This window comes from Candidatus Paracaedibacter symbiosus, from assembly GCF_000757605.1.
GTDB lineage: Bacteria > Pseudomonadota > Alphaproteobacteria > Paracaedibacterales > Paracaedibacteraceae > Paracaedibacter_A > Paracaedibacter_A symbiosus.
Genome location: NZ_JQAK01000001.1, coordinates 1,328,627 through 1,341,809, shown reverse-complemented (window position 1 = coordinate 1,341,809; position 13,183 = coordinate 1,328,627). Strand labels below are relative to the sequence as shown.

The window sequence follows — 13,183 nt, the reverse complement described above, 5'->3', positions numbered from 1 at the left end:
TATGTTCTCCCTGACTTCGAGCTACAAAACATAGCTGATTCAGATCCTGCCAGACACCACTTTGAAACGCTGTATGTTGCAAATTCACGGAGCAATACAGTGAGTGTCATTGTCGCAGGCACAAAAACCAAAGATATTAAAGTTGAGAAAAGTCCATGTGTTTTTGCTGTCCAGGAGAATATACTCCATATTGCAAATAGTAAGAGCGGCACAGTCAGCATGACTGTCGGGGATAAAAAAACCCAAGACATTACGTTATCTTATTGCTAATAAAGGATTCTGATTCCAAGTTATTTTAAGAAGCGTATCAAGCTCTGCTAAGGTCAGGTTGATCCCCAGTTTTTCTAAAGACGTGACGCCAAATTGGGACAGGCCACAAGGAATGATTCCTGAAAAATGACTGAGGTTGGGCGCCACGTTAATGGCAATGCCGTGGTAACTGATCCATTTACTGACGCGGACTCCAATGGCGGCAATTTTTTCATCGCCAAAAGGCGTTTCTACCCAAATACCAACGCGGCCGTCGCGACGCTCTCCTTTGATGTGCAGCAGGGTTAACGTATCAATCACCCATTGTTCGAGCGCTTGCACAAAGGCGCGTATATCCTTCCCTCGTTTGGTCAAATCCAGCATCACGTAGGCAACCCGTTGGCCAGGACCATGATAGGTGAATTGACCACCCCTGCCGGTCTGATAGACGGGAAGGTCCGCCGCATCAATCAGATCGCTTTCCTTCGCACTGGTACCAGCCGTATAAAGCGGGGGGTGTTCTAACAACCAAATGAGTTCATCTGCTTGGTTTGTTTGAATCGCAGCAACGCGTGTTTGCATCGTCTCCAGCGCTTCCTCGTAAAGCACCGGTTCACCGGTTTGACGCCATTCTAATGCATGGGGAGAGGCTAAAGACATGAGAGTTGTTCCTGATCAAAAAGGCGGATGCCTGCTTCATGGCAGAGTGAGTCTATTTTAGCCCAATAGGAACTACTTTTCAAAAAATAAAGTCGGTCGACTCTGGCGGCAATTGCCTCAAGCGCAAAACCAGGTTGATCATCACAGGCAATCCCTAACTGCACCTCATAATTTGGTAAAGCTTGTTGAAGTTTTTGTTGGGCCTTCCGGTAGTAATTCACGCCATAATTGACAGCAAACCCGGGACTCGCCACAAGACAGATTTTTTGTTCTTCCTCACCCGCAGCGGATAATGACATGGCACTCTGCCTAGGATTATCCCAGGAGTTTGCCACGCTATTTTCAAGGGAGCGCAATGACACTGTCTGAGAGGAAGATAGCAAAAAATAGAGATCTCTATATTCGTTAATAACAATCAGCTGCATAGCTATATTTTTGCCTTTTAATCCGCAAGAGAGAGTATTTATGCCACTAAGCCAACCTCCCTCATTACTTATCGACGTTACTCCTGAGGCTCCATAATGACTTTGCGGCGGGGTAAGTCATATGGCTTTGCGACCTTTGCCATCGCTGGCGCAGGGGGAATTTGAGATTGAGTTGGAGCCAATTGTGCCTCTAAAAGGAGCTGCTTAATATAATTTTTCTGCGTGCTCGCCTTATCCCTTCCCGCTTTTTTTAGCTGATCTATGGTGATGTTTTTTTCTGAATCTTGGCTCACAAATTGTCTCATAACAGCATAGATTTTCTCCAACAGCTCTTCACCTGTTGTGTCTTTGATTTTTTTTGCAGAAGTTTCCTGGTCAATTATCAATGCCATAGAATATAAATCAACCAGCTGATCTTTTACTCTAAGTTTATCCTTTGTCTCGGGACTTAATTTCTTATAATTTAATACAGAGACAATATTCTCCACGTCTTTCCATAACCCCTGCAAAACCTGCCTATCAACTACTTTGTGAAACAATTCATCACTTCTCCAGTAATTTGAAGAATTATATCCCATAGCGTTAACAGGAGTGCCCATAAAATGAAGCACCAAGAAAAACGAGCTAAAAATTAATCTTACAAACATTTTCGACCTCATATAAAAAGTACTATTAAGAAATATTATCATACGTTACAACATCTTAATATAGGATGTTATTGAATGTTTTCCCATGCCTGCTGTGCCACTTCCAGTATTCTGGCCTTAATACTTGCCTCAATAGAAGGATTTGGACTATGAGGATCTCTGCCAGAAGAAGGATTAAAATCTCTGTAATAAACCCGAATCCCATAGCCTCCTGCCAATCGAAATAAATTTTCCGACAATTCAGACCCATTTGTATCTGCTGGAGAGCTTGGTTGACCTAAAACTGTCAATATCTCTTCCAAGCTACGTAATAGCATACCTTTACCACCCCATTCAAAATTTACATTCATGTAAAAATCGTCAGATTTTATGGCTTTTATGATCTCCTTATTCTTTTCCAGGCTTTCCCTAATCTTCGATGCGATATTCTCCTTCTGCGTATTATTAAGTTTTGAAGAAAGATTGTTAATCCTTTTGGCGGCATCATCTTCTAAAAACAGGTTTGCTGTCTCCTTCAATACGTCAAGATCAAAAAAATAGAGCATTTCTGGCGCTTCGTAAAAATCCTTTTTCTCTAGAGGTCTATCATAGTGCTCGGGGTCATTTAGAGCATGAAACCAGTGGAGCATTTCATGGAAAAGGTATATTTCTTCAGAATCGGGGATAGGGGAATTTACAAGAGGATTTGAGATATGATCAGAGGCATAGATATTACCATCTTCAAACACCAATTGGCTCTTCTCGGAAGAATAGCTCCATCTGCCCATCTTTAGAATCTTCAAATTTTTGAGATCATCCCTCGCAAATCTTTTTTCTGTTTCCGTGCTCTCTCTGTCTAATTCACCTAAAATCCTGTGCAAGAGAATCCTTCCCACCGGATTTTCAGCAACTTTCAACAATTTTCCATAAAAAAGGCCAGCGTGTTCTGTCAAAACCTCTCTATCTTCTTCTTGCGGCTCAGTATATTCTTCCATAATAAAATTAAAACAACCTCTTTCTACAAACATTTTGACATACTGTTCTGGGCTGACCTGATTTGCTAATTTGGCGATCTCCCTTGTCGAAGGTTGAGAAAGGCTAGAGGAAGTCAGAGCATCTATATTTAGATCATCTGTATAGAGAGTCCGCTCCATTCCATGGACTACAGAAACATTTATTGAGGCGCTCAAAAGTAAAGCAATTAAAATTCTCATTATATAAAACCAACCTAATGAAACTCTGTAAAAAAGCATATCCTCCAAAAAGTTAAGTTTTGTCTAAGATAACAAGAATTTCTCTGGGCTTTTTTGATAGATTCAAAGAGAGTTAGGTGCTTCATTTCCTTTAAGTATTTTCAATAGATTCGCTGAGGTTGACCAAGTCAAACAATCCCCAACTGCATCTCGGAATAGTTGACTGCAAATTCCGGTTGTATAATATGATAAATCTTTTGGCGGGCGTTATCGCACGAAGCGTAATGCGACATGGCAATCTACCCAGGATTCCCCCCAGGAGATTGCCACACCAACGAGCTGCACAACTATTTTTTCGCCTTTTAATCCGCAGGAAAGAGTATTTATGCCGCTAAGCCAACCTCCCTCATTAGTTACTGACGTTACTCCTGGGGCCCTGTAATGACTTTGCGGGCTGGGTCATATTGCTTTGCAGGCTGTGTTTTCATCATTTCCGGTTCATGAGGAATTTGAGATATAGTGGGAGCCCATTGTTCGCCTAAAAGGAAACGCTTAATATAATCTTTCTGCGTGTTCGCCTTATCCCTTCCCGCTTTTCTTAGCTGATCTACGGTGATTTTTTGTTGGGGAAAATGGTTATTATAATAACTAACAAATTGTCTCATGGCAGAATAGATTGTCTCCAAAAGCTCTTCCCCTGTGGTGTCGTTGACTTTTTTTGCAGAAGTTTCCTTGTTTAGTATCCATGCCTTCGCATATAAATCGACTAGCTGATCTTTTACTCCCAGTCTATTTTTTGCCTCAGGGCTTAATTTTTTATAATTTAATACGGCTCCCACGTTCTGCACATCTCCCCAGAGCTCCTGCAAAACCTCCTTACTCACAATTCCTTTTTTAAACAATTCATCACTTCTCCAGTAATCTGAAGAATTATAGCCCATAGCGTTAACAGGAGTGCCCATAAAATGAAGCACCAAGAAAAAAGAGCTAAAAATTAATCTTAAAAACATTTTCGACCTCATATAAAAAGTACTATTAAGAAACATTATCATACGTTCCAACATCTTAATATGGGATGTTATTGAATGTTTTTCCATGTCGTCATTGCCACTTCTATTATTCTGGACATAATAGCTTTCACCATAAAAGGGCTGTGGTCATAATGAATTCTGCTGCCATTAAAATCGATATAATAAATACGAATCCCATAACCCCCTGCCAACCGGAATAAATTTTCCGATAATTCAGATCCATTTACATCGGAAGGATGGCTTGGTCGACCCAAAACTGTCAATATCTCTTCTAATGTACATAACTTGCCGCGTGAAACGCCCCATTCATCCATAAGATTGCCATAAAATTCAGCAGGGTTTATGGTTTCTATATCTTGATCCTCTTTTTGACGACGCATGTTGATTCCATTTATGGCCCCCTCTTTATTTTTGATTGCAGGGTTAAGATTGGTAATCTTTTGCTGAGCTACCTCGGCTGTAAGAAGAAGTGCCCTCTTCTGAAGTGAGCCCAGTTCGAAAAAATTGAGCAATGCTGGCTCCTTAGAAAAATTCTCTTTCTCAACCTTTATATCGTAGTGTTCTATGTCTTGGAGAGCATGAAACCAGTGGAGCATTTCATGGAAAAGGTATATTTCTTCAGAATCGGGAGCAGTGGACGTTGTAGTAGGATTTGGTACATTATCATGCGGATAAATATTACCATCTTCAAATACCAATTGACTCTTTTGAGCTGAATAGCTCCATCTTCCCACCTTTAGAATCTTTAGTTTTTTGAGAGAGTCCCTGCTAAGCTCTTTTTCTTTTTCAGTACTTGGTTTATCTAATTCAATTAAAAGGCGGTACAAGAGAATTTTTCCCACTGGATTTTCAGCAACTTTTCCTAGCTTTAAGTAAAAAGCTTTAGCTTGCGCTTCTAAAACAGTTCTATCTTTTTCCTCTGGCTCCATCTCTTCTTCCAGGATAAATTTAAAACAATCTCTGTCTACAAATGTTTTGACATACACTTCTGAACTGATCGCATTTGCTAATCTCGCCACCTCACTTGCCGCAGGTTGAGAAGAAGTAGAGGAAGTACGAGTGGGATGTGAAGAACTCCCGTCCATTCTATGGCACGTCGAAACACTTGATGAGGCGCATCCATGAACTACAGAAACATTTATTGAGGCACTCAAAAGTAAAGCAATAAAAATTCTCATTATATAAAACCAACCTAATGAAACTCTGTGGAAAAGCATATCCTCCAAAAAGTTAAGTTTTGTCTAAGATAATAAGAATTTCTCTGGGCACTTTTGGGCACTTTTTATTAGATGCCGGGGGAGTCAGGTTCTTCATCCCCCCTTGAGTATCTCTAATAGATCCTCTAGGATTAACAAAGAATGCTTTTTTTATGTTGGACTCATGCGATTTTTCCCTTCCGTGTTAGTGTTTATTGCAGCGTTGATCTGGGCATCGGCATTTATCTATCTAAGTCTTAATGTACAAGACATTTTAGAAGGATTTTCGCTTCTCGCGATTGGGACAATTTCATCCTTTGTTTTAGCTTATTGGGCCCGTTTAATTCATCGCAACCAACGACTTTATGAGCGATTTCGCTTTTTGCAGACGGGGATTGCGTCGCTGGCGCCAACCATTGAATCGGTTATTTTTGACAATACCGGAAAAATTGTGTGGACAACTCATCCCAACGCTTATCCAAATTTGACAGAATTTAGCCGTAAACTTTTTTTACGAATCAAGTCTTCAGAAAAAACAGCAGAAATTCAGCGGGTAATAGATCAACGTGAGCGGTGTGATATTCTCTTTTGTGGGGGCGGTAATGGGTTAGGACAAGACCAGAAATGGTGGACTTTTAGTCAAGCGCCCTTTGATAAAAATAGCTCAATCATTATTGTGAAAGATGTCACTACACACTTTGATACTTATCATCACTTAAAACATAATTACCAGCAACTTGAAAAGTTTTTGGACGAGGCCCCTTTTGCAATTTTCTATACAAGTGGGCAGGGGAAAATTTTGGGCGTGAACCAAACTTTTTGCCAATGGCTGGAGTTGAGTCAAGATCAATGTCTGGGGAGAAACATCACTGATTTCTTAAAGGAATCAGATGGGTATAAGGGACTCGTAAAAGTTGTTAATAAAAATGGCCCAAGCTTTAAAGCCTTGTTGTTTAAGCCAACGATAGCCCCACAAACACGTCTTCGCCCGTCCATTTTATGTAAATTTGAGACTCCTATCGCCTTAGTTCATGAAGAAATCTTGACGGAATCGGCCTTCATTGATGCTGCTATCCCAGCTGTGACCTTAAATCATTTAGGAACCATCACCTCAAGCAATTCTGCCTTCAATGCAATTTTGGGGGAAAATTATGTTAAAAGGGAATTTGCTCATTTAGTCCATCCCGGTCAGCGCGAAGAAGTGGCACGCAAATTGCAAAAAGCCTTTGATCAACGCTCCCCAATTTTACCCTTTGAAATTCGCCTCGATCACAACAAATTACAGGCAACTGTTTATGCCTCAAGACCCTATCAAAAAGGTTATCACCAGGAAGTAATGTTGCAATTCATCGACATTTCCGAACAAAAGAGGCTTGAAGATCAATTTATTCAATCGCAAAAAATGCAAGCTGTCGGACAATTAGCTGGTGGTATTGCCCATGACTTTAACAACTTACTTACTGCCATGATTGGTTATTCGGATTTGCTGCTACAACGCTATTTACCAAACGACCCCTCCTATACCGATGTGATGCAAATTAAACAAAATGCAAACCGAGCTGCCAACCTCGTCCGTCAATTATTAGCCTTTTCCCGCCGCCAAACTTTGCAGCCAAAGGTTGTAAATATTACGGACCATTTGGTAGAGATTTCTACTCTCTTACGGCGATTGATTGGCGCTGGCATAGAGCTAAAAATGTCCCATGCGCGGGATTTGTGGCCCGTAAAAGTTGACATTGGCCAGTTTGAACAGGTGATTATTAACCTTGTGGTAAATGCCCGGGATGCGATGAAAGGCGGCGGGACGCTCACCATCAAAACCTTGAATCATCAGTTTTTGAAACAACAACGCCATGGTCATGACCTCATTCCCAAAGGCGAGTATATATCAATAGAAGTAATTGACACAGGACACGGAATTGCACCTGAAAATCTACCTTATATCTTTGAACCATTTTTCTCGACAAAAGAGGTAGGCGAAGGAACCGGCTTGGGATTGTCAACTGTGTATGGAATTGTTAAGCAAACCGGGGGCTTTGTCTTGGTTGACAGCCAAGTTAATCAAGGTACGACCTTTAACATCCTGCTCCCGCGCTATGTGGGTGCAATTGAGGACGAGACCATCAAAGTTGACCAACAAATCAGTGATCTGACCGGTGGTGGGAAGGTCTTGCTTGTCGAAGATGAAGATGCGGTGCGCATGTTCAGTGCCCGAGCCCTTCGTGAAAAAGGATACGAGGTGATCGAGGCTGCCAGCGGGGATGCTGCTCTTGATTTAGTCAAGGGGGGCCAGGAGTTTGATATCCTTGTCACTGATGTGGTAATGCCCAAAATGGATGGTCCCACGTTGTGTAAAAAAATCCGCGATATCCATCCCAATGCGCGCACGATTTTCATTTCTGGCTATACCGAAGACACCTTCCGTAAGAATTTGGATTCAGACGCAAATATTCACTTTTTACCCAAACCATTTACGCTAAAAGATCTAGCGTTAAAGGTCAAAGAAGTGTTAGGTTCTGAATCATGAGAATCTGTAAAAATTCTCAGCCTACGACAGCACAGACGCTTATTCTTCCGGGCTGTCAAAAATAAAGAGATCCAGGCTTCAAGAAAATGTAAGAATTTCCTCAGAAAACTCAACATTTTCTAGTCCAAGGATGACAGTCAGGAAAAAGCGCCTTATTAATACGTCAACTGTCGGATACTAAGATAAAAATTGAAAAGAGGTTACAAGATGAGCTACGGAGATTTAGGAAATAAGGGAAGCGATCGCGGCAAAGCGTTAGATGCGGCTTTAGCTCAGATTGAACGTGCTTTTGGCAAAGGCTCAGTTATGCGGTTAGGCCAACGGGAAACTGTTGATGCCGAAGTTGTCTCCTCAGGTTCTTTGGGCCTTGACATTGCCCTTGGTATTGGCGGTCTGCCAAAGGGGCGCATTATCGAAATTTATGGCCCAGAATCTTCTGGTAAAACGACACTCACCCTCCACGTTGCCGCAGAGGCGCAAAAAGTCGGGGGGACTTGTGCGTTTATCGATGCGGAACATGCGCTAGATCCTTCTTATGCTAAAAAACTTGGGGTCAACATCGATGAGTTGATTATCTCTCAGCCAGATACCGGTGAACAAGCTTTGGAAATTGCCGATACACTCGTTCGCAGTGGCAGTATCGATGTGTTGATCATTGATAGCGTCGCCGCCTTGGTTCCAAAAGCGGAATTAGAAGGCGATATGGGTGACTCCCACATGGGATTGCAGGCCCGATTAATGAGCCAAGCTTTACGTAAATTGGCTGGGTCTATTTCCAAAACCAATTGTATGGTGATTTTTATTAACCAAATCCGTCAAAAAATTGGTGTGATGTTTGGTAATCCCGAAACCACAACGGGTGGGAATGCCTTGAAGTTTTATGCTTCTGTTCGTCTAGACATTCGCCGTATTGGCGCGATTAAAGATAAAGATCAAGTAACTGGCAACCAAACCCGCGTGAAGGTTGTGAAAAATAAAATGGCGCCGCCCTTCAAAGTTGTTGATTTTGATATCATGTATGGTGAAGGCATTTCCAAAATGGGTGAGTTAATTGACCTTGGTGTTCAGGCGAGCGTGATTGAAAAAGCCGGATCCTGGTATTCTTATGGGACACAGCGGATTGGCCAAGGACGTGAATCAGCCAAGACATTTTTACGGGAAAATCCAGAAATTTCAGCCCAGATAGAGCGTGCTATTCGTGACAATGCCGGTCTTGTGGCCGATCAAATGATTGGTGGGAATGAAGCCACGGGCGGCGAAGCGGCCTAGAAAAATACTGTCATTGCGAGAAGCAGTGCTCCCTGGTCACCCAGTTGAATAGACGGATCACAAAGAGCTCTGCTGAGGACTCGCAATGACTTAATTGGGAATGACTTTCAATTCAAACAATCAGGTAGACAATGCGTACGTTAACCGATATTCGTTCAAGCTTTATTGATTTCTTTAAACGACAAGGACATGAACCGGTGTCCTCAAGTTCTTTGGTCCCAAAAAATGATCCCACCCTATTATTCACCAATGCGGGGATGGTCCAGTTTAAAGATTTGTTCACCGGCCAGGAAAAGCGTTTCTATACACGCGCAACGACGGCACAAAAATGTGTCCGCGCTGGCGGAAAACATAATGACCTTGAAAATGTCGGTTATACAGCACGCCACCACACTTTTTTTGAAATGCTAGGGAATTTTTCCTTTGGTGATTACTTTAAAGACGATGCCATTGAGTATGCCTGGACTCTGATCCATAAAGAATTTGGCCTGCCCAAAGACAAATTGTTGGTGACAGTTTATTCTGAAGATGAAGAAGCCGCTGCTATTTGGAAAAAAGTAGCAGGCTTTAGTGAAGATAGAATCATCCGCATCCCGACGTCGGATAATTTTTGGTCGATGGGAGATACAGGTCCTTGCGGTCCGTGTACTGAAATTTTTTATGATCATGGCCCCCATATTCCTGGAGGGCCTCCCGGCAGTCCGGATCAAGATGGGGATCGTTTTATCGAGATTTGGAACCTGGTTTTCATGCAGTTTGAGCAATTTGCCGATGGCTCTCGCATCCATCTACCAAAACCATCTGTTGACACAGGCATGGGGATTGAAAGAATCGCAGCGGTCATGCAAGGCGTTCATAATAACTATGACACCGACTTGTTCAAAGCCATCATTCAAAGTTCTATGGAGTTGACTAAAACGTCAGATCCGGCATCTCGTCACTCCCACAATGTGATTGCGGACCATTTACGTTCAACCTCGTTCCTCCTTGCTGATGGTGTATTGCCAAGTAACGAAGGTCGCGGCTATGTATTGCGTCGTATTATGCGTCGCGCCATGCGCCATGCCCATCTTTTAGGGGCTCAAGAACCCTTGATGTATCGCTTAGTACCAACATTGGTAGAGCTGATGGGTCAGGCTTACCCCGAATTAGGACGTGCCCAGGCCCTGATTGTAGACAACTTGAAATTAGAAGAAGAGCGATTCCGCCAAACATTGGAACGAGGTTTGCGTCTCTTGGATGAAGAAACGGTTAAGCTTACTTCTTCGCAAGCTTTTCCCGGCGATATTGCTTTTAAGCTTTATGACACCTATGGCTTTCCCCTTGATTTAACGCAAGACGTGCTCAAAAGCCAAGGCCGCACAATTGATATGGCTGGATTTGAAACAGCGATGGCAGCTCAAAAAGCAGCAGCCCGCGCCGCCTGGGTTGGGACAGGAGATGCCAAGAATGAACAGGTCTGGTATGATCTTAAGCAAGAACACGGTGCCACGGAATTCCTTGGTTACGAGGTAACTGACGCTGAAGGCATGGTTTTGGCGCTGGTTGATAATGAAGGCAAAGCCCTTGAAGCCGCTTTTGCGGGTGATAAAGTTCAAATCTTGAGCAACCAAACGCCGTTTTATGCAGAATCGGGGGGGCAAGAAGGGGACCGTGGGTTCCTTAGCAATGCGACTGTAAAGGTTAAAGTTGTAGATACAGTGAAGCGTTTGGGCGAGCTGCATGTGCATATAGCCGAAGTTATCGAAGGAACGCTCAAAATTGGCGATCACCTTAAACTTAATGTGGATACCGAGCGCCGCCTCCAAGTGCAAGCAAATCACTCAGCGACTCACTTATTACATGCCACTCTGCGTCGACTCTTAGGTGATCATGTGACCCAAAAAGGCTCCCTGGTTGCAGAAGATCGCTTGCGTTTTGACTTTACCCACACCAAACCATTGACAGAAGAGGAGCTTAGAACAATCGAACGGGATGTGAATCACCAGATCATTGCCAATACGGTTGTTGAAACCCATTTGATGGATGTTGATGCAGCAATTGCCAAAGGAGCGATGGCCTTGTTTGGAGAACGTTACGGTGATGAAGTTCGGGTTTTAAGCATGGGGTCCGAAGTGGATCAGGCTTATTCTGTTGAGCTTTGTGGGGGAACTCACGTTTCGCGGACTGGTGATATTGGTGTGTTCAAGATTCTCTCCGAAGTCGGCATTTCTTCTGGGGTGCGCCGGATTGAAGCGGTGACAGGCATGACCGCCTGGCAATATCTTTATGAGGCAAACCAAACGCTTCAGCAGGCAACCAACCTCTTAAAAACAGCGCCAGTTGAGTTCATGGAAAAATTAACTCAAGCTCTTAATGATCGCCGTATCCTTGAAAAACAGGTGGCAGATTTAAGACAAAAGCTAGCATTGGCAGGAGATAGTTCTTCTCGCCAAAGCGGGGCGGCAAAGCAAGTCGGCAACTATAAGGTCATAGTGCGACAATTTGAGAGCATGCCGACCAAGGACTTAAAACCACTCGCGGACAAGCTCAAGCAAGAAATTGAAACTGGCGTGGTCATTTTGACCAACAGGGAAGATGACAAAGTCTCTTTAGTCGTAGCAGTGACAGATAATCTCGTCTCCAATTTAAGTGCGGTTGATCTCGTTCGCTTAGGTGCTGAAGCACTTGGTGGCAAGGGAGGGGGTGGCCGTCCTGATATGGCTCAGGCAGGTGGCGTTAATCCGGTCGAAATTCCAACGGCGATCGAGAAAATGGAAAATTATATTTCGTCTCACTAGACTTTCTTAACGTTATTGTGAGAAGCGCACAGAGCCTAGCACTCTCCTTATATCGATTTGAGAGGAGAGTGCCATAGAGCCATACTGGCTTTCGCAATTGACAAATCCAGCCAAGGTTGAGGTTAAAATTCCTTTTGGTCCCTAGGATTCTTCCTCATCTCAAGTTCACCCTACTTATCTGCCGACTCAATCGTTTCCTTTAAAATCGCATCCGTGAGAAGTTGTGGCAGGACAATTGGATCTTTTCCCACTGGGAAGTAGACATAAAGGGGTACGCCACTTCGACCAAACCCCTCCAGAAACTCAGTAATCTCCGTATTTTGGTTGGTCCAGTCTGCTTCTAAATAATGAATGCCTTTTTGCTTGAAGATGGATTCAGCAGCGGGTCCAGATAAGGTTAGCTCGTTATATTTACAAGTGATACACCAGGACGCTGTCGCATTGACAAACACAGGTACTTTATCCCGCCGATACTTTTCAAGCAAAGCTGATGAGAAAGGTTCAACCACCACAGATTCTTTCAAAATGGGAGGTTCAAGATACAGAATAGGCGCCAAGCTAAACCCAATAAAAATTACCCAAGTAATCACTCTTATCAATCGGTTTTGCAAATTGAGTTTGCCCCACAACCAGATACAAAATGCCATCATTACCAACCCTGCACCAATACTAATCAGAGCACGGGACCCACCTTGTTGGACAAGAACCCATAACAACCATAAAACTGTCGCATACATGGGAAAGGCCAGCAATTCTTTAAATGTTTCCATCCAGGACCCTGGCTTAGGTAATAGTTTTAAGAGGATGGGGAACAAGCATAACAGCAGATAGGGCACCGCAAAGCCTAGACCAAGGGCGCAAAAGACAATAATAACAGTGGGTGTGGACTGAGTTAAAGCATACCCAATGGCGACTCCCATAAACGGAGCTGTACACGGGGTGGCAACCAAAACAGCTAAGACACCCTCGTATAACTTCGTATAATGTATGCTATACGAAGTTATTACGCGCCAAACATTGGAACGAGGTTTGCGTCTCTTGGATGAAGAACGGTTAAGCTTACTTCTTCGCAAGCTTTTCCCGGCGATATTGCTTTTAAGCTTTATGACACCTATGGCTTTCCCCTTGATTTAACGCAAGACGTGCTCAAAAGCCAAGGCCGCACAATTGATATGGCTGGATTTGAAACAGCGATGGCAGCTCAAAAAGCAGCAGCCCGCGCCGCCT

Annotated in this window: 11 protein-coding genes and 1 pseudogene; 5 read left to right on the top strand and 7 right to left on the bottom strand. The window is 43.3% G+C overall.

Annotated elements, in window-relative coordinates:
* Positions 1–30 precede the first annotated feature (30 nt).
* Entirely contained in the window at positions 31–270 is a 240-nt protein-coding gene (locus IG80_RS15045; protein WP_156962067.1) for a hypothetical protein, read from the top strand.
* Here the strand turns inward: IG80_RS15045 and lipB are convergent.
* From lipB to IG80_RS0106095, 6 genes are all read right to left on the bottom strand, one after another.
* The gene (gene lipB / locus IG80_RS0106120) at positions 256–909 is read right to left on the bottom strand and encodes a lipoyl(octanoyl) transferase LipB (protein WP_032112968.1); all 654 of its coding nucleotides are present in this window, start codon (positions 907–909) and stop codon (positions 256–258) included. The genes IG80_RS15045 and lipB overlap by 15 nt on opposite strands.
* Positions 900–1,208, bottom strand: a complete 309-nt coding sequence (locus tag IG80_RS0106115; protein ID WP_156962066.1) for a hypothetical protein — start codon at positions 1,206–1,208, stop codon at positions 900–902. Before IG80_RS0106115 ends, lipB begins: the two co-directional genes overlap by 10 nt.
* A gap of 203 nt (positions 1,209–1,411) precedes the next feature.
* Complete coding sequence (locus IG80_RS0106110; RefSeq protein ID WP_032112966.1) at positions 1,412–1,981, bottom strand: hypothetical protein; 570 nt, start codon at positions 1,979–1,981, stop codon at positions 1,412–1,414.
* A gap of 68 nt (positions 1,982–2,049) precedes the next feature.
* Positions 2,050–3,174, bottom strand: coding sequence for a hypothetical protein (locus IG80_RS0106105; RefSeq protein ID WP_156962065.1), 1,125 nt, complete (start codon positions 3,172–3,174; stop codon positions 2,050–2,052).
* Positions 3,175–3,575: 401 nt separating this feature from the next.
* On the bottom strand, positions 3,576–4,130 hold the full coding sequence (locus IG80_RS0106100; RefSeq protein WP_232224341.1) for a hypothetical protein: 555 nt from the start codon (positions 4,128–4,130) through the stop codon (positions 3,576–3,578).
* A 101-nt stretch (positions 4,131–4,231) separates the two neighbouring features.
* Positions 4,232–5,362, bottom strand: coding sequence for a hypothetical protein (locus IG80_RS0106095; RefSeq protein WP_156962063.1), 1,131 nt, complete (start codon positions 5,360–5,362; stop codon positions 4,232–4,234).
* Positions 5,363–5,564: 202 nt separating this feature from the next.
* Here IG80_RS0106095 and IG80_RS14625 point away from each other — a divergent pair, with 202 nt between their 5' ends.
* From IG80_RS14625 to alaS, 3 genes are all read left to right on the top strand, one after another.
* The gene (locus IG80_RS14625) at positions 5,565–7,907 is read left to right on the top strand and encodes a response regulator (protein ID WP_052046131.1); all 2,343 of its coding nucleotides are present in this window, start codon (positions 5,565–5,567) and stop codon (positions 7,905–7,907) included.
* 207 nt (positions 7,908–8,114) lie between these two features.
* Positions 8,115–9,176 carry a recombinase RecA gene (recA, locus tag IG80_RS0106085; protein ID WP_032112962.1) on the top strand — a complete coding sequence of 354 codons (1,062 nt, stop codon included), beginning with the start codon at positions 8,115–8,117 and terminating at the stop codon, positions 9,174–9,176.
* 131 nt (positions 9,177–9,307) lie between these two features.
* Positions 9,308–11,956 carry an alanine--tRNA ligase gene (alaS, locus tag IG80_RS0106080; protein WP_032112961.1) on the top strand — a complete coding sequence of 883 codons (2,649 nt, stop codon included), beginning with the start codon at positions 9,308–9,310 and terminating at the stop codon, positions 11,954–11,956.
* 170 nt (positions 11,957–12,126) lie between these two features.
* On the opposite strand, the gene IG80_RS0106075 is transcribed toward alaS, so the two are convergent.
* Entirely contained in the window at positions 12,127–12,945 is an 819-nt protein-coding gene (locus IG80_RS0106075) for a protein-disulfide reductase DsbD family protein (RefSeq protein WP_478210016.1), read from the bottom strand.
* Between the two features lie 25 nt (positions 12,946–12,970).
* Here IG80_RS0106075 and IG80_RS16775 point away from each other — a divergent pair.
* Positions 12,971–13,183 (top strand): annotated as a pseudogene (locus IG80_RS16775) (alanine--tRNA ligase-related protein); the annotation flags it as partial.